Consider the following 21,075-nt stretch of genomic DNA (forward strand, 5'->3'; position numbering starts at 1 on the left):
GGCACGTGTGGGTGGTGCGGGAACGGCGGGAAAGAATTGCGGCGGTACCGGTCCGGTACCGCCGCCGGCACGTCCGCCCAGTTACCAAGCGTCCTCGATATGTGCCCATCAGGTCGGGTTCTTTGCCCGTTCCTGGTGCGGCTGGCCCGTAATCGACGGGTCGACGTCGCGTGGGTGCTGGGTCTCCGTGCGCGGTCCGTGGGGCCTTTACTGCGTCATCAGGTCATCCTCTCGGATGTCCTTGGTCTCGCGGGCCGTTGAATCCTTTGTACTCCAGGTGCCGGGTGAGCGGTAGTGCTGGCTGCTCTTCTTTACTTTTAGGTTCAATTACGGACGAGTTGGTCCAACGCGCCGTGCCAGTCGCCCCAGGTCGCGGCACTCGGATCGTCCTACGCGGAGGCCGTTGCTGAGCGCCGGCGGGCGGCGTACCAGACGATGCCCGCGGTGAGGGCGGCCGCGCTCACCGCTGCCGCAGCCATGAGCGCCGGACGCGGCGGCAGGGAGAACGTAGGCACTCGTTGCTTGAGTCGGACGGGTCGGTCGAAGACGAGAATCGGCCACTCCCTCAGGGTCGCCTCCCGGCGCAGCGCGCGGTCCGGGTTGACCGCGTGCGGGTGGCCGACGGATTCCAGCATCGGGACATCGGTCGCGGAGTCGCTGTACGCGTAGCAGCGGGCCAGGTCGTAGCCCTCGGACACCGCGAGCGCCTTGATGGCCTCGGCCTTCGTGGGGCCGTAGGCGTAGTACTCCACCTCACCGGTGAAGCAGCCGTCGTCGCCGACGACCATGCGGGTGGCGACGACGCGGTCGGCGCCGAGCAGCTCGCCGATCGGCTCGACCACCTCGGCGCCCGACGTGGAGACGATCACCACATCGCGTCCGGCGGTGTGATGCTCCTCGATGAGCGTCGCCGCTTCGTCGTAGATGATCGGGTCGATCAAGTCGTGCAGGGTCTCGGCCACGAGTTCCTTGACCTGCTGCACGTTCCAGCCCTTGCAGAGCGCCGAGAGGTATTCGCGCATCCGCTCCATCTGGTCGTGATCCGCACCCCCGGCAAGGAACACGAACTGTACGTACGCGGTGCGCAGCACGGCGCGGCGGTTGATCAGCCCGCCATGGTAGAAGGACTTGCTGAAGGTCAGTGTCGAAGACTTCGCAATGACCGTCTTGTCCAGGTCGAAGAAGGCGGCTGTGCGCGGCAAGAAGCGGTTTTCCACAAGGCAGAGCATAGGGGCCCGCCATTCGGCGTAAACCCCAGCGCGTGGGTTTGCCTGAGAAGGCAGTCGGGTACACCATGGAAGTCACGGATCGTTCGCGACCGTGCTAACCCGGTCCGGCTCCTCCCCCCCCGAGTCGGCCGTGGGGACGACCCCCGCTCTCCCCCCCGGCGGGGGTCGTCGCATGTCCGGACGCGGTTCTCCGGTGCGGAACCAATCATTTCTCCTCCTTCTTGCCCATGTCGGGCCATGTCTGTGCACGACTCCCTTCAGAGTGCGCTGTAACGCTGGGTAGCGAAAGAGTTGCAACCCGAAGTCACTGGTACGGGCGATGGAGTTATTCACAACCGCTGAGTTGTCCACGGTTTTCGACCAAGATCCACTTGATTTCCCGAAGCGCTGCACCGTGATTCCACCCGTGAAGTCCACGGGTACCGGAATCACCGTTCTCGGAAGGCTCCGAGATCGTCGTCAACCACGACGAAGGTGAGCGATGTAGGGGGTGGAGAACGTGGCTGAATCCAGTGCACGGGATCGTCTGCCGACTGCCGGCATGCGACGCGGCGGGCCGCTGATCGTGACCGAGGATGTGGAGCTGCTCGACGATCTGCTCAGGCTGTGCGCGGCCGCCGGTGCGGAGCCGGAAGTGCATCACACGCTGCCCGAGCGCAGAGGGGGATGGGATCACGCTCCGATGGTGCTCGTCGGTGACGACGCGGCCGCGCGGTGCCGAGGGGCGACGCGCAGGCGGGGCGTAATGCTCGTGGGCCGGGACCAGGACTCACCCGACGTCTGGCGCCAAGCCGTCGAGATCGGGGCCGAGTATGTGCTTCGGCTGCCCGATTCCGAAAGCTGGCTCGTGGATCAGATCGCCAACGCGGCGGAGGGTGTCGGCCGGCCCGCGCTCACGGTAGGCGTGATCGGGGGTCGGGGTGGTGCCGGTGCCTCCACCTTGGCGTGTGCTCTTGCCGTGGCTGCGGCGAGAGCCGGCCAACGAACGATGCTCATCGACGGGGACCCGCTGGGGGGCGGTATCGACGTGCTGCTCGGTGGTGAGAGGGCCGAGGGAATGAGGTGGCCTGATTTCGCCCATTCCCAAGGGCGGGTCGGTGGGGGCGCCCTGGAGGAGTCGCTGCCCGCGTTGCATGGGTTGCGGGTACTCAGCTGGGGCCGTGACGACTGGGTCGTCATTCCGCCGCCGGCCATGAGGTCGGTTCTGGCTGCGGCGCGCAGGCTCGGCGGAGTGGTGGTGGTCGATCTGCCGCGTCGGGTGGACGAGGCGGTGGCCGAAGCCCTTGCCCAGCTCGACCTGGGCCTTGTGGTCGTTCCGGGGGAACTGCGTGCGGTCGCGGCGGCGAAGCGGGTGGTGTCGATGGCGGGGATGGTGCTGGACGACCTCCGGGTGGTGGCACGGGGGCCGTACGCGTCCGGACTCGACGAGCAATGGGTGGCCGATGCCATGGGCCTGCCACTGGCCGGTGAAGTCCCCCTGGAGAGGGGCTTGCTGGCCGAGCAGAACATGGGCGAGCCTCCCGGTGGTAGTGCGCGGGGCCCGCTTGCCAGGTTCTGCACCGCATTCTGGGAACAGGCTCTCGTCGGGGAGGCCACCAAGGGCCCGATCGTGGGGGGCGTCTCATGACCGAGGCACTGCTCGATGCCGTACGGCAACGGCTTGCGCACAGCGGCACAGCGCCGACCCCGGCCGGGGTGGCTGCCGCGTTGCGCGCGCAGGGACGGTTGCTCGGCACGGCGGAAGTGCTCGGCAGAGCCGATGAGCTGCGCGGTGAGCTGATCGGTACGGGCGTGCTGGAACCGCTCTTGGCCGACCCCCGGGTCACGGATGTCCTGGTGTCCGCGCCCGATCGGGTGTGGGTGGACCGGGGAGGCGGACTTGAACTCACCGAGGTGACCTTCGCCGACGCGGCGGCCGTCCGCAGGCTGGCGCAGCGGCTCGCGGCCGTGGCGGGGAGGCGGCTGGACGACGCCCGACCCTGGGTGGACGCGAGGCTTCCGGACGGGACCCGGATGCATGCTGTGCTGCCCCCGGTGTCCGTCGGTTCGACGTGCCTGTCGCTACGGGTGGTCAGACCCAGGGCGTTCTCGCTGGCGGAGCTGGTCGAAGCCGGAACGGTGCCGCCGGGAGGCGACCGGGTGCTGAGGGCTCTGGTGGAGGCCCGGGTCTCGTACCTGATCAGCGGGGGGACGGGAGCAGGGAAGACCACCCTCCTTTCGAGCCTGCTGGGTGCGGTGGGGGAACGCGAGCGGATCGTGCTCGCCGAGGATTCGGCGGAGCTGCGGCCGGACCACCCGCACGTCGTGCGGCTGGAGTCGCGCCCCGCGAATCAGGAGGGTGCCGGACGGGTGACCCTCAGGGATCTGGTGCGCCAAGCCCTGCGCATGCGTCCCGACCGGCTGGTGGTCGGTGAGGTGCGGGGAAGCGAGGTCACCGAGCTCCTGGCTGCCCTGAATACGGGACATGAAGGCGGGTGCGGGACTGTTCATGCCAATGCCGCAGGACGTGTTCCGGCCCGGTTGGAGGCGCTTGGGACTGCGGCGGGCCTGGACCGGGCAGCGTTGCACAGCCAGTTGGCGGCGGCCTTGTCAGTGGTCGTTCACCTTGCGCGTGACCGTGCGGGGCGTCGCCGGATTGCCGATGTCCACGTGCTGGAACGGGATGCGACGGGCCTGGTGGTCACGGTGCCGGCGCTGCGTTGGAGCGCTGCGGGTTTCGAGCGGGAACGGGGCTGGGAGCGGCTGCGGGAGCTTACCGGGGGCGTGTTGTGACCAGGGGGCCGGCATCGGCGGGAGCGCCGGAGCTCGTGTATGCCGCAGCACTGTGTGCGGCGACGGCGCTCTGGCTGGTGGTGGGGCACGGGAGCGCACTGCGGAGGGCCCAGGGGCTGTTCTCCGCCGAGGAGAGGCCGACGCGGTCCGAGAAGCGGTGGGGGAGCGTCCGCAGCCGGGTTCAGGCGAGGCTGAAGGGGCGGCGGGAGTGGCTCTGCCTGCCGGTGGCCTCTGTTCTGGCGGTTCTTGGTCAGTCAATGCTGCCGGTGATCGCTGGGGTGGTCGCGATTCCTGTGGTGCGGAGGTGGCTGCGCAGGAGGAGGCTTCGTGCGGAACGAGAGGCACGGGCCGACGGAGTAGTGGACCTGTGCGGCGCGCTGGTCGGTGAGTTGAGAGCGGGGCACGAGCCGGGGGAGGCGCTGCTCGTCGCGGTGCGCAGCACGGGCGTGATGGGCGAAGCCGGATTCAGGGTGTCGGCCGCGGCGCGGTTCGGCGGCGATGTTCCGCAGGCGCTGGTCCAGGCGTCGGATGAACCGGGCCTGGAAGGGCTGGCCGGAGTGGCTGCCTGTTGGCGGGTGGCAGTAGGCAGCGGGGCGGGTCTGGCGGCTGGCCTGGACCGGCTCGAGAGCGCATTGCGGGCCGAGCGTCGCCAACGTGAGGAGCTGCGGGCGCAACTTGCGGGCGCGTGGTCGACGGTCGCGGTGCTCGCTCTGCTGCCGGTGCTGGGCATGGGACTTGGCGCCGCGCTGGGAGCGGATCCGCTGAGGGTGCTGTTCCACAGCACCGTCGGGTTGGTCTGCCTGGTCACGGGCGGGCTGCTGGAGGCATGCGGGCTTCTGTGGGCCGCCCGGATCGTGCGGGCGGGAGAAGTGGCATGAGGGTCTTGGCCGCCGATGTCGTTCATGTGGTGGGGGCGCTCGGGGTGGCCCTGGGCCTCTGCTGCCAGGTGGTTCTGCCCTTGGCCAGGCGGCAGACCGGTCGGCGGGTGCGACGGCGGGGCGAGTGGCTTCTGGAGGTGGCTCCGGTGGCGCCTGCCACGTGGCCGGGACCACGGTGGGCGGCCATGTCGCCGGTAGGGCAGCCGGTGTCCGCTGGGCAGGTCAAACGGTGGGCGGCCATGTCGCCGGTAGGGCAGCCGGTGTCCGCTGGTCAGGTCAAACGGTGGGCGGCCACGTCGCCGGTAGGGCAGCCGGTGTCCGCTGGTCAGGTCAAACGGTGGGCGGTGCTGCTGGGCGTCGTGCTGACCGGCTGGTTCCTCGTCGGTGGCCCGGCGGGATGGGCGGTCGGTCTGGCGTCGGCCTACGGCGCCTGGTGGTGGCAGCGGGCTCGCCTCGGGCAGGCTTCGGGGCACGCGGCGCAGGAGAAGGCCCGGGCGGTGGAGGCCGCGCGGCAACTTCCTCTGGCAGCCGACCTGCTGGCGGCCTGTATTTCCGCCGGCGCCGGTCCGACGGAGGCGGCCGAGGCGGTGGGTGAGTCCCTGGGCGGCCCTGTGGGTGAGCAGCTTGCCCGCACCGCGGCGGAAATCCGGCTCGGAGGCGACCCTGCTGTCGCCTGGGGGCGGTTCGGTGACATACCGGGTGCTGCTGCCCTGGCCCGTTGCCTGGACCGGGCGGGTTCGACCGGTGCTCCGGCGGCGGAGCCGGTTGCCCGGATGGCCGAAGCGTTGCGGGCCGAGCGGGCGAGGGCGGCTGTGGCTCGGGCTCAGCGGGCCGCCGTGATGGTCACCGCTCCTGTCGGGCTCTGCTTCCTCCCCGCTTTCTTGGCGGTGGGGGTGGCCCCCGTGGTGGTCGGGCTGGCGGGGGGCTTGTTGCAACCCGCATAGCCGGAAAAAAAGGTTGTAAGGAAAATTTCAGTCAATCAGGTCTTCAAGTGGGATATCGGGGGTTTGAAATGGTGCGCAAAATCATGCACTGGGTGCGGTCCGTGGTCGGCGTCGTCCGGGCCCGAGCTGATAGCGGAATGACCACATCCGAGTATGCGGTGGGCACGATCGCGGCCTGCGCCTTTGCCGCGGTGCTCTACAAGGTGGTCACCAGCCCTGCGGTCATGGCCCAGCTGCAATCGCTGCTGAAGGGCGCACTCGATGCGAAGTTCTGAGGCCGGCGCCGAAGCGGTGGCAGGTGCCGGATGGCCGGGCGACCGCGGTGCTGTGACGGCGGAGGCCGCGATGGTGATCCCGGTGCTGGCGGTCTTCGCCCTCGCGTTGCTGTGGGCGTTGATGGCCGCCTCCGCCCAGATTCGGTGCGTGGACGCCGCCCGGGCCGGCGCCCGTGCGGCAGCCCGTTCCGAACCTGCGCCCCAGGTGAAAGAGGCCGCTCTTTCCGCGGCGCCCGACGGGGCCGCGGTCGAAGTCGAGCGGTCCGGGGCGCTGTGGAAGGTCAGGGTGACTGCCCCGACGCCCGGCCCCGGGCGCCTGGCCGTGACCCTGAGCGCGGAGGCCGCTGCGGCGGCGGAGGATGCGGTGGGGCCGCAGGACGCGCCGGCGAGGGAGGGCGCGCCGGGGAAGGAGGGCGCGCCGGTGAAGGAGGGCGAGGGGTGAGGGGGCGGTGCCGGGCGGCGGCCCGCGCTTCGGCCCTGCGGCCGACGCGGTGGCGGGTGCGCTCGACGGCCCAGTGGTCCGACTCGTGGCGGGGCCGGGTGGGGGATCGGGGGCTGGCGACTGTATGGGCCGCGGTGACCACGACGACGCTGTGCACGGTGTTCGCGGTAGTCCTGGCGCTCGGGCAGGTGGTGGCCGCGCGGCACCGTGCCGGGGGTGCGGCTGATCTGGCCGCTCTGGCTGCGGCCGACCGGGCGCTGGAGGGCGCGGCGGAGGCATGTCGGTCGGCCCAGGAGGTGGCCGAGGCGCAAGGGGCGCAGGTGGTGCGGTGCGTTGTCCAGGGGGAGGTGGCCGATGTGACCGCCAGGACGCGGTTCGGGCCGTACGCGCCCATGGTCAGGGCTCGTGCGGGGCCTGCGGCGGCTCCTCCGGCGTCGGCGGCGCCCCCGCCCCCGACGGGTCGGGAGAGCCGGGCTCGGCCGGACCGTGCTCAGGGGCGGGCGAGCCCGGCGAGGCAGGGCCACCCGGGGCGGGAGGTGCGGACCGGAGGAGTTCTGTGAGAAGCCGGACGGCGCCTCGTTTGTGCAGGGGCTCGTTGCCGTTGCCGCACTTGGGGGACTGGATGCAGGAGGGGCAGCCCGCATCGCACTCGCAGGACGCGATGGCCAGGCGTGTGGCGGACAGCCACTCGCGTGCGGTGCGGAACGCGCGCTCGGCGAATCCGGCGCCGCCGGGATGGCCGTCGTACACGAAGACGGTCGGCAGCAGGGTGTCCGGGTGCAGGGGCACGGACACCCCGCCGATGTCCCAGCGGTCGCAAGTGGCGAAGAGCGGGAGCATCCCGATCGAGGCGTGCTCGGCGGCGTGCAGCGCGCCCCCGAGGATCTCGGGATTGATCCGGGCGGCGTCGAGCTGGTCCTCGGTCACCGTCCACCACACGGCACGGGTGCGCAGCGTGCGCGGCGGGAGGTCCAGCTTGCTCTCGCCGAGCACCTGGCCGGTGATCAATTTGCGGCGGAGGAAGGAGACGACCTGGTTGGTGACTTCGACGGACCCGTAGCAGAGCCGCCCGTCCCCCCAGGGGATCTCGGTGTCGGTCTCCAGGACGGCGATGGCGGTGGTGTCGCGTGCGGTGGTCGAGTACGGCGGGGCGGCTTCCTCGACCAGGGCCACGGAGTCCTCCAGATCCAGTTTCCGGACCAGGTAGGTGCGGCCCTGGTGGAGGTGGACGGCGCCCTCGTGCACGGCGCTGTGGGCTGCGGACTCGTCCACCGTGCCCAGCAGCCTGCCGGTGCCCTCCTCGACGATCTGGACGGGGCGGCCGCCCTCGCCCCGGATGTCGGTGAGGTCGGCGGCCCGCTCGCGCCGGGTCCAGTGCCAGCCCGATGCCCGCTTGCGGAGGAGCTTCGCGGTTTCCAGCTGCGGGAGCAGACCGGCCGAGGCGGGCCCGAAGAGCTGCAGGTCGCGTTCGGTGAGCGGCAGCTCTGCGGCGGCGGCGCACAGGTGGGGGGCCAGGACGTACGGGTTGTCCGGGTCGAGGACGGTCGACTCCACGGGCTGCTCGAACAGGGCCTCGGGGTGGTGGACGAGGAAGGTGTCCAGCGGATCGTCGCGGGCCACCAGGATGGCGAGGGCGCCCTGACCCGCCCGGCCGGCCCGGCCCGCCTGCTGCCACAGGGAGGCCCTCGTGCCCGGGTACCCGGATATGACGACGGCGTCCAGGCCCGACACGTCGATGCCGAGTTCGAGGGCGGTGGTGGCGGCGAGGCCGAGCAGTTGGCCGGAGTGAAGAGCGCGTTCCAGGGCGCGGCGTTCCTCGGGCAGGTAGCCCCCGCGGTAGGCGGCGACCCGGGCCGGGAGGGTGCGGTCGACCTCGGCGAGGCGTTCCTTGGCGATGACGGAGATGAGCTCGGCGCCGCGCCGGGAGCGTACGAAGGCGACCGAGCGGACGCCCTGGACGGTGAGGTCCGTGAGCAGGTCGGCGGTCTCGGCCGTGGCGGTACGGCGTACCGGAGCGCCCTTCTCGCCGTGGAGCTCGGTCAGCGGGGGCTCCCACAGGGCGAAGACGAGTTCGCCACGCGGGGAGGCGTCGTCGGCCACCTCCGTGACGGGGAGGCCGGTGAGGCGGCCCGCGGCGAGTGCGGGCTGCGCGGAGGTGGCGGAGGCGAGGAGGAAGACGGGATCGGCGCCGTAACGGGCGCACAGGCGGCGGAGCCGGCGCACCACCTGGGCGACGTGGGAGCCGAAGACGCCCCGGTAGGTGTGGCACTCGTCGATGACGACGTAGCGCAGGGAGCGCAGGAAGGAGGACCAGCGGGGGTGCGACGGCAGTATCCCGCGGTGCAGCATGTCGGGATTGGTCAGGACGTAGTTGGCGTACTGGCGCACCCATTCGCGTTCCTCGAAGGGGGTGTCACCGTCGAAGACGGCCGACCGGATGCCGTTGCCCAGCGGAGCCGCGAGCGCCCTGACCGAGCGCAGCTGGTCGGCAGCCAGCGCCTTGGTGGGGCCGAGGTAGAGGGCGGTGGCGCCACGCCCGTTGGGGGCCTCGGAGCCGTCCAGGAGGGCGCTGAGCACCGGGGCGAGGTAGGCCAGCGACTTGCCGGAGGCGGTTCCGGTGGCGATCACGACCGATGTGCCGTCCAGAGCGTGCTCCGCGGCGGCCGCCTGATGGGCCCAGGGGTGGTCGATGCCGGCCTTCTGGATGGCCGCGATCACTTCCGGACGGATGCGATCGGGCCAGACGGCATGGGTTCCCACGCGCGGGGGCAGGTGCTCCGTATGAGTGATGCGCGCGGACCGGCCCGCCCCTGCGGCGAGCCGGTCGAGGACCGTGTCGGGAGAGGGGCGGGAGCCCCCACTCTCCGGGGGTCGACTGGGGCAGTGATTCTTGGCCATCGGCACCGAGTGTGTCACTGGCAAGGCGGACAATGGTCCCAAGGCGTCGTGCATGGCTGCCGGTAAGTGATTGAATGCCATCGCGGCTGGCGATCCGTCCCCCGGCTCCGTCGGGGAGACCGAGGGGCGACCGCTCGATAGCAAGGTGCTGGAGGATCCGTGGACCTGTCCTTGTCGACTCGCAATGTGTCCGGCCCTGGTGGCGACCGTACGGTCGTCGAGGTCGGTGGCGAGATTGATGTGTATACCGCGCCCAAGCTGCGCGAGCAGTTGGTCGAGTTGGTGAATGACGGCAGCTACCACCTGGTTGTCGACATGGAAGGCGTCGACTTTCTCGACTCCACCGGCCTCGGCGTGCTCGTGGGCGGCTTGAAGCGCGTGCGTGCCCATGAGGGCTCGCTGCGCCTGGTGTGCAACCAGGAGCGCATTCTCAAGATTTTCCGGATCACCGGTCTGACCAAGGTGTTCCCGATTCACACCACGGTCGACGAGGCCGTCGCGGCCACCGACTGACCTCCGGTCTGCCGTCGGGCCGGTTCCATGCCGGTCCGGCGACGGTCGGGGCGACGGCGGCCTCGGAGAAGGGCCGCCGGTGCGACGGCCCTCGTTCCTCGGTCGCCGGTGATCCCGGCGCTCGGTGTTCGGCGGCCGGCCGTCACCCGGTCGGCGGCCTGCGGCTGATTTATTTTTCGGCCGCGCGCCTCCCGTCTGGGGACAGAGCCAGCGGCTCGCAGGCAGAGCCGGGGGCCCCGGGCCGTTGGGTCCGTTTCTGGCATGCACACACGTACGTTCGAGGGGGATCGCATGGCCACCGTTGAACTCCGATTCAGCGCCCAGCCCGAACACGTCAGGACCGCCCGTCTCGTGGCGGCGGCCGTGGCGCGCCGGGCCGGAGTCGACGAGGCCGTGCTCGACGAGGTCCGCCTCGCCGTGGGGGAGGCGTGCAGCCGGGCCGTCGGGCTGCACCGCAGCCATGGCATCACGGCTCCTGTCGCGGTCTTCCTGATCGAGGAGGAGAAGGCGTTCTCCATCGAGGTCGGTGACGAGGTGCCGGGGCCCGGAGCGGACGGCTCGGTGCCCGGCGGGGTTTCCGGGCGACGCGGTGTCGTGTCCGGCGGAGGGCTCGACGGGCCCGAGCCGGAGGCCGACGACGAGGACGAGATGGGCCTCGCGGTCATCAGCGGTCTCGTCGACGACGTGGAGGTCAGGTCCGGTGCGGACGGCGGAGTGATCCGGATGAGCTGGCCCAAGACGCCGGTGGCCGTACTGCCCTGAGCAGCGCACCCCGGTTCGGTCCGTGCGGCTCTTCCCGAGCCTCCTCAGGCTTCCCAAGGCCCTGCTGAGCAGGGCCTTTCTCATTTCTGCCCGATCGGTGATCCGGCGGAAACGCTTCTGCGCCGTTACTGCATCTGGCCAATGGGGGAACTCGGTCAATTGCCGTGGTCGCCGTCGCCGTACTGCTCATCGCGCCACGCGAGGGAGCAGGTGATCGCTCATCAGCAACCGGACTGACGCAGCAGTTTGAGGGGGCGTTCGCCCTCCGCGCCTGCGTGCGGCCTCTCGGTTTTCCTCGTACGAGTGGTGGTTCGTTCGCGTGTTCCCGTGGGTGGGGGCCGTGTGGGTGAGTTGTATCTCCCTTCTTTCCCTTGGTGCAAATGGCTGCAAAAGGTGTCCTATCGGACGACTGGCACCCGGATGGAGGGCGTTCGGCGTGTAAGTTCCGGGGCCGAGAGCCTTGGAAGGGACCAATCCGGTGAACAAGAAGCTTGCAGCCGCGCTGTCCGGCGGTGCGGTACTGGTACTGACGCTGTCGGGCTGCAGCGACGACAGCGACAACAAGGTGAACGACTGGGCCGAGAAGGTCTGCGACCAGGTCCAGCCCCAGCTGCAGAAGATCGCGAACGCCAACGCCTCCATCCAGCAGCAGACCGCCGACAACAGCAAGCCCGCCGACGTCCAGGAGACCGACTCGGCCGCCTTCCAGCAGATTGCGCAGGCGTACAAGGCGCTGGGCTCGGCCGTCGAATCGGCGGGTCCGCCGCCCGTCGATAACGGCGAGACCACGCAGAAGGAGGCCGTGAAGGAGCTCAACGCCTCCTCCGCCGCCTACGCGAAGCTGCAGAAGAAGGTCGACGCCCTGGAGACGAAGGACCAGGCGAAGTTCGCCGACGGCCTCAAGGGCATCGCCGACGAACTGAACAAGATCAGCACCAACGGCGACCAGGCACTGAAGAAGCTCCAGTCCGGCGAGGTCGGCACCGCCATGGCCAAGCAGGAGGGCTGCCAGAAGCCGACCGCGTCGGCCTCGCCCTCGGCCGGCTCGTCGGACGACTCCGAGCCGTCGAAGGAAGCGTCGCCCTCCGTGTCCCCGTCAGTGTCGCCCAGCAAGAAGGCGTAACCGACGGACGAAGGCCGGCCGTCACGGCCGGTGGACCTCGGGCGAGCGGCCCGGCACCCCCTGGAACGCGCAGGGCGGCGGCCGGGCCGCTGCCGTTGTCAGTGGGACCCCTCACAATGGGCCACGTGAGTAAGACCAGCCTTTTCGCAGCAGACCTGCCCGCGGCAGACCACACGCCCCGGCTCCGCGAAGCCCTGCTCGCCGCCGCCTTCACCGCCGACGGGCTCCTCGACCTGCTCGGCGCGCCCGCCTACGCCGCGCTCGCCCGCAGCGAGACGGTTCCGGCGCTGCGGGCCACGCGGGGCGAGGCACCGCTCGACACGCTGGTGCGGCTCTTCCTGCTCCAGCGCCCCGTCCCGGCCGGGCGAGCCGCCGCCGTGCTGCCGCTGGCGGAGTGCGTGGCGGACGGGTGGCTGACCGAGACGGACGGCGAAGTGCGGGCGACCGTCGACGTGCGGCCGTACAGCGGGCCGGAAGGGCAGGACTGGTTCATCGTCTCCGACCTCGGCTGCGCCGTGGGCGGTGCAGGCGGTATCGGTTCGCGCGAGAAGGGCGTCGTCCTCGGTATCGGCGGGGCGTCCACCACCCTGGCCGGGATCACCGTCCGCCGGCCGGTCGCCTCCGCCCTCGATATCGGTACGGGCTCCGGCATCCAGGCGTTGCACGCCGCGCAGCACGCCACGAGGGTCACGGCCACCGACCTCAATCCGCGTGCCCTCGCGTTCGCCCGGCTCACCCTCGCCCTGTCGGGCGCCGCTCCGGCCGATCTGCGTGAGGGCTCCCTGTACGAGCCGGTCGGCGCCGAGACCTTCGACCTGATCGTCTCCAATCCGCCCTTCGTCATCTCGCCCGGCGCCCGGCTCACCTACCGGGACGGCGGCATGTCCGGTGACGACCTGTGCCGGACCCTCGTGCAGCAGACGGGCGACCGGCTCAACGAGGGCGGCTTCGCCCACTTCCTGGCCAACTGGCAGCACACCGAGGGCGAGGAGTGGCAGGACCGGGTGCGTTCCTGGGTGCCGGACGGCTGCGATGCCTGGATCGTGCAGCGCGAGGTCCAGGACGTCACGCAGTACGCCGAGCTGTGGCTGCGCGACAGCGGCGACCACCGCACGGACCCGGCGGAGTACGAGGCGCGGTACGACGCCTGGCTGGACGAGTTCGAGGCCCGCCGGGCGAAGGGTGTCGGCTTCGGCTGGATCACGCTGCGGAAGTCCGCCGCGGCCGCCGCCGGTGAACCCTCCATCGTGATCGAGGAGTGGCCGCACGCGGTGGAGCAGCCGCTCGGCCCCGCCGTAGAGGCGCACTTCGCCCGCCAGGACTACCTGCGGGAGCAGGACGACGCGGCGCTCCTGGCCGCGCACTTCACCCTGGCCGCCGAGGTGGTGCAGGAGCAGGTCGGGCTCCCCGGCGCGGAGGACCCGGAGCATGTGGTGCTCCGTCAGAACCGCGGCATGCGGCGGGCGACGAAGGTCGACGCGGTGGGCGCGGGGTTCGCGGGCGTGTGCGACGGCTCGCTGCCCGCCGGACGCATCCTGGACGCCATCGCCCAGTTGATGAACGAGGACCCGGTGCTGCTGCGGGACCGCACCCCGCAGGCCATCCGGCTGCTGGTCGAAGAGGGCTTCCTGGAGCCGCTGCCCCCGGGCGGGCAGGTGGCCGGATGATCCGGATCGGGCTGGACGAGGCGTCGCTCGGCGCGACCCGGATCGCCATCAGCCCCCTGTGGGACGCCTTCTGCAGCCTCCGTCTCGCGATGCCGCACCGCCATCCCTCCCGCCCCTACGAGGAATGGGTGGTGCGCGCCCGCGAGGTGCTGCGCGAGGACGACCGGACGCATGTGCTCCGGCTGCTGGTCGACGGGCCGCACCAGTTCCCGGACTTCCTGCTGCCCCGGCCGGCCGGTGCAGCATCCGTCGAGACGGAGCTCGACACCATCCGGGCCACCCCGGCCGAGGTCGTACGGGCCGGAGTCGCCGAGCACTACGCGGGGCTCGAGGACCACCCGCACGTGCGCCCGTACCTCGCCGACCCGAGGCCGCCTGCGGGGCGCTCGCCGATGCGTATGCCGCGTACTGGGAAGGGGCGATGGCCCCTCACTGGCCCGTCATGCGCCGCCTGGTCGAGGACGAGGTGCTCATACGGGCCCGCACCTTCGCCACCGAGGGTGTGGACGCGCTCTTCACCGGGCTGGAGAGCCGGGCCAAGTGGGAGCCGCCCGTCCTGGAGCTGACGAAGCACATCGACGCCGAGTACCGGGCGGGGGAGCGGCGGCTGCTGCTCGTACCCCTCGTCTTCGCGGAGGGCTGCCGACTCTACTCCACCGACGACCCCGACGGCCTGACGGTGTCCTTCCAGGCCCGTGGCGCGGGAGCCCTGCGTGAGCGGCCCGCGGAACGGGCGGACAGCGGCGACCGGCTCGGACTGCTGCTGGGACGCGGCCGCGCCTCGGTCCTGCGGCAGCTCGGCGGACCGCTTACCACGGCCGGGATAGCCGACCGGCTGGGGCTCGCGCCGAGCACGGTCTCAGAGCACCTGTCCGTCCTCGCCGAGGCCGATGTCGTCACCCGGCACCGGGCCGGGCGCAGCGTGTACTACCAGCTCACCGACACCGGCCGCGCCCTCCTCGCGCTGCTGTCGGGGGAGGACGTGCTGCGCGCGGTGTCCTGAGGGGCGCAGGCGCGGAGGCCGAGGCGGGGCTCACGATTCGGGCCGTTCCGAACTGATGGCGGGGCGGCAGGGCCGGGCCTGGCGTCCGCGCCATGCTTGCGACCGAGGCGAAGAACCTGCGCCGCACCTACACCAGCCGGGCCGGTTTCCTGCGTCCGCGCCGCACCGAGACCGAAGCCGTGCGCGGGATCACCTTCGAGGTGGCGCGCGGCCTGCCGCACCGGCCGGATGTCCTGTTCCTCGACGAACCGTCGATCGGCGTGGACCCGGTGGCGGCGCGCGATCTGCGCCGTACCGTCGCCGATCTGCGGGCCGGCGGCACCACCGTGTCGCTGACCACGCATTACATGGCGGAGGCCGATGAGCTGTGTGATCGGATCGCGGTCATCGCCGGCGGCACGATCCGGGCCCTGGGCACGCCGGACCGGCTCAAGTCGCGCGTCCAGGAACGCGACATCCTGGAGATCGAGGCGTACGGGGCCGGCGAGGAGCACCTCGATCGCATCCGTGCCGTGGCGGGCGTTCATGGGGTGGCCGCCGAGAACCGGGGGAGCCGACAGGCCGTCATCGTGCAGACGGAGTGCGGCGCGGATCTGCACGCCCAGGTGCTGGCCGCGCTCGACGGCGTCCGGGTCGGACGGGTCGTCATCCGCGAACCCACGCTGGAGCACGCGTACATCGCGATCGTGGAGGAGGCGGACGCGGAGGCGGCGCGCGGGCGCGCCGAGGCGCGCGAAGGGGCCGGGTTGCGCGAGGGGCCGGGGTGCCTGGGCAGGCCGGGGTGCCCGGGTCGGCCGAGGCCGCGGATCCGGTGGCCGTGCGCCCCGAGACGCCCCATGCGCCCGGGTCGGCCGAGGCCGCGGATCCGGTGGCCGTGCGCCCCGAGACGCCCCATGCGCCCGGGTCGGCCGAGGCCGCGGATCCGGTGGCCGTGCGCCCCGAGACGCCCCATGCGCCCGGGCGGGCCGAGGCCGCGCACCCGGAGGCCGCGCATCACACAACCGCGCACCCCGGGGCGGCCGATGCGGAAGCCGTTGAGTGTGCGCGTGCGGAAGCCGGACGTGTCGACGGCGAGGTTGTGGCATGAGCTTCGTCAGGGCCCTTCGCCTGATCCTCGTCGGCGTGCGTACGCACGTCTCGTACATGAGCCGGTCGCCGCTCGAAATCACCTTCGCCGTTCTCGTGCCCCTGGTGTACGCGACCCTCTCCGTCTATCTCTTCCGCGCCGCCGACGACCCCGACGGGCTGCTCACGGCGGCCGTCGGCGCCGGGCTGATGGGCATCTGGTCCTCGGTGCTCTTCGGGTCGGGCGGAGCCGTGCAGAATCAGCGCTGGCTCGGCACGCTGGAGACGCTCGTCGCCTCGCCCACCCCGCTCTCCCTCGTCCTGCTGCCCATCGCCCTGGCCACCGCCGTCATCGGCACGTACGCCATGGGCGCGACGGTGGTCCGGGCAGCCGTGCTGTTCGACGTGCCGCTCGACTTCGCGCATCCGGTGCTCTTCCTGGCCGCAGTCCCGGTCTGCGTGCTCGTGCTCGGGGTGATGGGGCTGCTGCTCGCCACCACGTTCGTGCTGTTGCGCAACGCGAACGCGCTGGCCCACCCGCTGGACGCGCCCGTGTGGCTGCTGTCCGGGATGCTCGTGCCCATCACCGCGCTGCCGGGCTGGACGAGTCCGGTTTCCTGGGCGCTGCCCACCACCTGGGGCTCCCGCGCGGTGCACGCGGCGACCTCCGGTAGCGCGGGAGCCGGTGAGGTGCTGGTGCCCATGGGCGTGGCCCTCGGGCTCGGCGCGCTGCTCGCCGTCCTCGTTCTGGGGCGGGTCGAACAGCGCGCCCGCGCCGCCGCGACCCTCTCCTTTGCCGGAGAACCCGGGCCGCCCGACGCGCGCGAAGACCCGGCCCGGAAGCCCGGAAGCCCGGAAGCCCGGAAGCCCGGAAGTCCCGAACCCGCCCCCGTTCCACCCAGGAATGGCCGCATGAACGCGAACGCCCGTACCCCGCACATGAAGCCTGGCCCCACACCCCCGTATCGCGCCCCGAGCCTCTACCGGCGGATCGTTTCCGCGTCGCGGCTCGTGGTGGTCGGTGGCGCCCTGTCCTACCGGGCGCTCTTCAGCTGGACGACGCCGCCCATGTTCATCGGCACCCTGCTCGTCGGCCCGCTGCTGCAACTTCTCTTCTTCGTCTTCCTGGGACGGCAGCTCCACGTCGCCGACGACCGGTTCTATCTGCTGGGCAACGCCGTCATCTCCGCGTCGACCGCCTGTGTCTACGGCGGCACGATGGCCATCGCCAACGAGCGGCGGTACGGGACGCTCGGCGCGGTGCTGCTCAGCCCGCGGAACCGGGCTCCGCTCTGGTTCGGACGCGCGCTCCCGTATGTGCTGAACGGCCTCGTCATCAGCGTCTTCACGCTCTGCGCCGCCTGCCTCCTGCTCGGCCTGCGTATTCCGGTTGCGGCCGTTCCGGGGCTCGGCGCGGTCCTGTTCGCCGCCGCCGCGGGGTGCTCCGCCTTCGGGCTGGCGCTGGGGGCGCTGGGACTGCGGTTCCGCGATGTGTTCCTCGTATCGAACGTGGCCAGTTCCGTGCTCCTGCTGCTGACCGGTGCCAACGTGCCCCGGGAGAAACTGCCGGGGTGGATGCGGGCCCTCGGGGACGTACTGCCGCTGACTCACGCGGCCGACGCGGCACGTCAGTTGTCCGCCGGTGCCGGGTTCGACCGCCGGGGCGTCGCGGCGGAGTTCGTGACGGGGCGGGGTACGCGCTGCTCGCCGTCCTGATGCTCGCGGTGTTCGAACGGGGGAGCAGGCGGCGCGCGACGCTCGACGCGATGTGAGGGACGCGACGTGAGGGACGCGACGTGAGGGACGCGACGTGAGAAATGTAGCGGGCGCTCGGCGTGTGAATTCGGCCATGGCCGGGGCCCTGTCCCTCCGCCGTCCTGCCGGTGCGTTCTGCTGTTCACCACCGGCGCGTTCTGCTGTTCACCCCGTGTCGGCGTCTGTGACGCCGTGCGGTGGGAGCCTCCCTGGGAAACCGGGGGAAGAGGGAGGCGTAGGGGATGGAGAGCGGACCCGCAGTCTTCGCCGGAACGGCGTTCGCGCTGTTCGGTGCGGCACTGCTGCTGTGGACGGGGGCGCGCGTGCTGCACCGCGCGCCGGTCGCGTACCGGGTGAGCCCCGCCGTCTCCACCGCACTCGCCACTGTGTTCGGCGTAGTTTTCCTCGTCCTCGGGGTGTGGTGCTTCGGCCGCGTCTGACCCCGGGGCCGCCCCGGGCGACCGGTGCGCCCGGGCGTCCCCGGCGCCGCCGGGAACACGCCCGGGGCGCCCGCCCCTCGTCCCCGGCCCCCGCAGGGCGGCCGGAGCGGCGCCGAAACCCGCAGGCAGCGGCCGTGCCCGGGGTGGACCGAGCGGGCCGGGCGGCAGGAATGGCGGAAGTCGGGTTACCGTTCGAGTGGCCGTTGCGGGCTTTTGCCGTTTGACACGGGGGCGGGTTGTACCGTCACACTCCGCAGCGACAGCACTGTCGGCAGCGTCATCGCGCTGCCCTGATGCCCACCGAGCGTCGACCGGAGAGAAGAGCGAAGTTGTCCCCGACCAGCGAGACCGCACAGGGCGGCCGCCGACTCGTCATCGTCGAGTCGCCTGCCAAGGCGAAGACGATCAAGGGCTATCTCGGCCCCGGATACGTCGTCGAGGCGAGCGTCGGGCACATCCGCGACCTCCCGAACGGCGCCGCCGAGGTGCCCGACGAGTACACCGGCGAGGTGCGCCGGCTCGGCGTGGACGTCGAGCACGACTTCCAGCCGATCTACGTCGTCAACGCAGACAAGAAGGCCCAGGTCAGGAAGCTGAAGCAGCTGCTGGCCGAGTCCGACGAACTCTTCCTCGCCACCGATGAGGACCGCGAGGGCGAAGCCATCGCGTGGCACCTCCAGGAAGTCCTGCGGCCCAAGGTCCCGGTCCACCGGATGGTCTTCCACGAGATCACCAAGGACGCGATCCGGGCCGCCGTCGCCAACCCGCGCGAGCTGAACCAGCGCATGGTCGACGCCCAGGAGACCCGCCGCATCCTCGACCGCCTCTACGGCTACGAGGTCTCGCCGGTCCTGTGGAAGAAGGTCATGCCGAAGCTCTCGGCGGGCCGCGTCCAGTCCGTCGCCACCCGGCTCGTCGTCGAGCGGGAGCGCGAGCGCATCGCCTTCCGCTCCGCCGAGTACTGGGACCTGACCGGTACGTTCGCCACCGGGCGGAGCGGAGAGGGGTCTCCCCGGACGGAGTCTGGGGGAGCCTCTGACCCCTCGACGCTCACGGCCCGGCTCAGCGCCGTCGACGGACGCCGGATCGCCCAGGGCCGCGACTTCGGTCCGGACGGGCAGCTCAAGTCCGCCTCCGGCCAGACGCTGCACCTGGACGAGACGAACGCCCGCGCGCTGGCCGCCGCGCTCGCCGACTCCGCGTTCGCCGTGCGGTCCGTCGAGTCGAAGCCGTACCGCCGCTCCCCGTACGCCCCCTTCCGTACGACGACCCTCCAGCAGGAGGCGAGCCGGAAGCTGGGCTTCGGGGCGAAGGCGACCATGCAGGTCGCGCAGAAGCTGTACGAGAACGGCTTCATCACTTATATGCGTACGGACTCCACGACCCTCTCGGAGACCGCGGTCGCCGCGGCACGGGCGCAGGTCACGCAGCTGTACGGGGCGAACTACCTGCCCGACAAGCCGCGCACGTACGCCGGCAAGGTCAAGAACGCGCAGGAGGCGCACGAGGCGATCCGCCCCTCCGGCGACCGCTTCCGCACGCCTGCCGAGACCGGTCTCACCGGCGACCAGTTCCGGCTCTACGAGCTGATCTGGAAGCGGACCGTCGCCTCCCAGATGAAGGACGCGGTCGGTAACTCCGTCACCGTCAAGATCGGCGGCCGGGCGAGCGACGGCCGGGACGCCGAGTTCTCCGCGTCCGGCAAGACGATCACCTTCCACGGCTTCATGAAGGCGTACGTCGAAGGCGCCGACGACCCGAACGCCGAGCTCGACGACCGCGAGCGGCGGTTGCCGCAGGTCACCGAGGGCGACGCGCTGTCCGCCGACGAGGTCTCGGTCGACGGCCACGCGACGAAGCCGCCGGCCCGTTACACCGAGGCATCGCTGGTCAAGGAGCTCGAAGAGCGCGAGATCGGCCGCCCGTCGACGTACGCGTCGATCATCGGGACGATTCTCGACCGCGGCTACGTGTTCAAGAAGGGCACGGCCCTGGTGCCGTCGTTCCTGTCGTTCGCCGTGGTCAACCTGCTGGAGAAGCACTTCGGCCGGCTTGTGGACTACGACTTCACGGCCCGCATGGAGGACGACCTCGACCGCATCGCACGCGGTGAGGCCCAGTCCGTGCCGTGGCTGAAGCGGTTCTACTTCGGCGCGCAGGACGGGGACGGCGCGGCCGGTGCGGGTGCGGCCTCCGACGCGGGCAACGGTGACGGCGACCACCTCGGCGGCCTCAAGGAACTCGTCACCGACCTCGGTGCGATCGACGCCCGGGAGATCTCGTCGTTCCCTGTCGGCAACGACATCAAGCTTCGCGTCGGGCGGTACGGCCCGTACATCGAGCGGGGCGAGAAGGACGCCGAGGGCCACCAGCGCGCGGACGTCCCCGAGGACCTGGCCCCCGACGAGCTGTCCGTCGAGTACGCGGAGGAGCTGCTCGCCAAGCCGAGCGGCGACTTCGAACTCGGCACGGACCCGGTGAGCGGGAACCAGATCATCGCCAAGGACGGGCGCTACGGGCCGTACGTCACGGAGGTGCTGCCCGAGGGCACGCCGAAGACCGGCAAGAACGCGGTGAAGCCGCGGACGGCGTCGTTGTTCAAGTCGATGTCGCTGGACACGGTGACGCTGGCCGACGCGCTCAAGCTGATGTCGCTGCCGCGGGTGGTCGGCGAGGACGCCGAAGGCGTCGAGATCACCGCGCAGAACGGCCGTTACGGGCCGTACCTCAAGAAGGGCACCGACTCGCGGTCGCTCACCTCCGAGGACCAGCTCTTCGACATCACGCTCGAAGAGGCGCTCGCCATCTACGCGCAGCCGAAGCAGCGGGGACGGGCCGCGGCCAAGCCGCCGCTGAAGGAGCTGGGCACCGACCCGGTGAGCGGGGCGCCGGTCGTCGTGAAGGACGGGCGCTTCGGCGCGTACGTCACCGACGGCGAGACGAACGCGACGCTGCGCACCGGAGACAGCGTCGAGGACATCACGCCGGAGCGGGGGTACGAGCTCCTCGCCGAGAAGCGGGCCAAGGGGCCGGCGAAGAAGACCGCGAAGAAGGCCGCGGCTAAGAAGGCTCCTGCGAAGAAGGCTGCGGGGGCTGCGAAGAAGACTGCGGCTAAGAAGACGACGGCGAAGACGACGGCGAAGACGACGGCGAAGACGACGGCGAAGAAGGCGGCCGTGAAGAAGGCTGCGGGGGCTGCGAAGAAGGCTGTGGCTTCGGAGGACTGACGGCGTGGGGTGCGGACCGATGGGCGGGGCTGCGGGGTGGCGCCTGCGGCGGCCCTCCCCTCCCCGCCCCTTCCCGAAACCG

At 71.3% G+C, this 21,075-nt stretch carries 17 protein-coding genes and 1 pseudogene; 15 read left to right on the forward strand and 3 right to left on the reverse strand.

From position 1 onward, the window contains the following. Window positions 1-389: 389 nt before the first annotated feature. Window positions 390-1,229 (reverse strand): HAD-IB family hydrolase, encoded by an 840-nt coding sequence (locus tag E6R18_RS00855; protein ID WP_136314870.1) that lies wholly within the window; start codon window positions 1,227-1,229, stop codon window positions 390-392. A 541-nt stretch (window positions 1,230-1,770) separates the two neighbouring features. Between E6R18_RS00855 and ssd the strand changes: the two genes are divergently transcribed. The 7 genes and pseudogenes from ssd to E6R18_RS35190 form a co-directional block, all read left to right on the forward strand. After that, on the forward strand, window positions 1,771-2,856 hold the full coding sequence (gene ssd, locus E6R18_RS00860; protein ID WP_136314968.1) for a septum site-determining protein Ssd: 1,086 nt from the start codon (window positions 1,771-1,773) through the stop codon (window positions 2,854-2,856). Continuing rightward, window positions 2,853-4,001, forward strand: coding sequence for a TadA family conjugal transfer-associated ATPase (locus tag E6R18_RS00865; protein WP_136314871.1), 1,149 nt, complete (start codon window positions 2,853-2,855; stop codon window positions 3,999-4,001). The genes ssd and E6R18_RS00865 overlap by 4 nt, the downstream gene beginning before the upstream one ends. A 35-nt stretch (window positions 4,002-4,036) precedes the next feature. Continuing rightward, a complete protein-coding gene (locus tag E6R18_RS00870) occupies window positions 4,037-4,879 on the forward strand; it encodes a type II secretion system F family protein (RefSeq protein ID WP_206308174.1) in 843 nt (280 codons plus the stop codon). Beyond that, window positions 4,876-5,823 (forward strand): type II secretion system F family protein, encoded by a 948-nt coding sequence (locus E6R18_RS00875; RefSeq protein WP_240799540.1) that lies wholly within the window; start codon window positions 4,876-4,878, stop codon window positions 5,821-5,823. The genes E6R18_RS00870 and E6R18_RS00875 overlap by 4 nt, the downstream gene beginning before the upstream one ends. A 68-nt stretch (window positions 5,824-5,891) precedes the next feature. After that, entirely contained in the window at window positions 5,892-6,098 is a 207-nt protein-coding gene (locus tag E6R18_RS00880) for a DUF4244 domain-containing protein (RefSeq protein ID WP_206308175.1), read from the forward strand. A 52-nt stretch (window positions 6,099-6,150) separates the two neighbouring features. Then, entirely contained in the window at window positions 6,151-6,540 is a 390-nt protein-coding gene (locus tag E6R18_RS00885; RefSeq protein ID WP_240799548.1) for a TadE family type IV pilus minor pilin, read from the forward strand. Window positions 6,541-6,638: 98 nt separating this feature from the next. Beyond that, a pseudogene (locus E6R18_RS35190) lies at window positions 6,639-6,896 on the forward strand (Rv3654c family TadE-like protein); the annotation flags it as partial. A gap of 40 nt (window positions 6,897-6,936) precedes the next feature. On the opposite strand, the gene E6R18_RS00895 reads toward E6R18_RS35190, so the two are convergent. Continuing rightward, window positions 6,937-9,519 carry a DEAD/DEAH box helicase gene (locus E6R18_RS00895; RefSeq protein WP_240799541.1) on the reverse strand — a complete coding sequence of 861 codons (2,583 nt, stop codon included), beginning with the start codon at window positions 9,517-9,519 and terminating at the stop codon, window positions 6,937-6,939. 78 nt (window positions 9,520-9,597) lie between these two features. Here E6R18_RS00895 and E6R18_RS00900 point away from each other — a divergent pair, with 78 nt between their 5' ends. The 5 genes from E6R18_RS00900 to E6R18_RS34565 all read left to right on the forward strand — a co-directional run bounded on the left by E6R18_RS00900 (window position 9,598) and on the right by E6R18_RS34565 (window position 14,506). Next, window positions 9,598-9,951, forward strand: a complete 354-nt coding sequence (locus E6R18_RS00900) for an STAS domain-containing protein (RefSeq protein ID WP_003967428.1) — start codon at window positions 9,598-9,600, stop codon at window positions 9,949-9,951. Between the two features lie 291 nt (window positions 9,952-10,242). Then, entirely contained in the window at window positions 10,243-10,713 is a 471-nt protein-coding gene (locus tag E6R18_RS00905; protein WP_136314874.1) for an ATP-binding protein, read from the forward strand. A 478-nt stretch (window positions 10,714-11,191) separates the two neighbouring features. Beyond that, complete coding sequence (locus tag E6R18_RS00910; RefSeq protein ID WP_136314875.1) at window positions 11,192-11,836, forward strand: small secreted protein; 645 nt, start codon at window positions 11,192-11,194, stop codon at window positions 11,834-11,836. 116 nt (window positions 11,837-11,952) lie between these two features. Then, the gene (locus tag E6R18_RS00915; RefSeq protein WP_136314876.1) at window positions 11,953-13,503 is read left to right on the forward strand and encodes a class I SAM-dependent methyltransferase; all 1,551 of its coding nucleotides are present in this window, start codon (window positions 11,953-11,955) and stop codon (window positions 13,501-13,503) included. A gap of 421 nt (window positions 13,504-13,924) precedes the next feature. Continuing rightward, window positions 13,925-14,506 (forward strand): helix-turn-helix domain-containing protein, encoded by a 582-nt coding sequence (locus E6R18_RS34565; RefSeq protein WP_240799542.1) that lies wholly within the window; start codon window positions 13,925-13,927, stop codon window positions 14,504-14,506. On the opposite strand, the gene E6R18_RS34360 is transcribed toward E6R18_RS34565, so the two are convergent. Beyond that, the gene (locus tag E6R18_RS34360; RefSeq protein WP_206308176.1) at window positions 14,431-15,177 is read right to left on the reverse strand and encodes a hypothetical protein; all 747 of its coding nucleotides are present in this window, start codon (window positions 15,175-15,177) and stop codon (window positions 14,431-14,433) included. The genes E6R18_RS34565 and E6R18_RS34360 overlap by 76 nt on opposite strands. Before the next feature lie 412 nt (window positions 15,178-15,589). Between E6R18_RS34360 and E6R18_RS34570 the strand changes: the two genes are divergently transcribed. The 3 genes from E6R18_RS34570 (at window position 15,590) to topA (ending at window position 20,993) form a co-directional block, all read left to right on the forward strand. Further along, complete coding sequence (locus tag E6R18_RS34570) at window positions 15,590-17,287, forward strand: ABC transporter permease (RefSeq protein ID WP_240799543.1); 1,698 nt, start codon at window positions 15,590-15,592, stop codon at window positions 17,285-17,287. 281 nt (window positions 17,288-17,568) lie between these two features. Next, window positions 17,569-17,766: a hypothetical protein gene (locus E6R18_RS00940; RefSeq protein ID WP_136314877.1), complete on the forward strand. Its 198-nt coding sequence runs from the start codon at window positions 17,569-17,571 to the stop codon at window positions 17,764-17,766. Window positions 17,767-18,095: 329 nt separating this feature from the next. After that, on the forward strand, window positions 18,096-20,993 hold the full coding sequence (gene topA / locus E6R18_RS00945) for a type I DNA topoisomerase (RefSeq protein WP_136314878.1): 2,898 nt from the start codon (window positions 18,096-18,098) through the stop codon (window positions 20,991-20,993). The last annotated feature ends 82 nt before the right edge of the window (window positions 20,994-21,075 follow it).

It is taken from the genome of Streptomyces sp. A1277, assembly GCF_004795015.1.
Classification (GTDB): domain Bacteria; phylum Actinomycetota; class Actinomycetes; order Streptomycetales; family Streptomycetaceae; genus Streptomyces.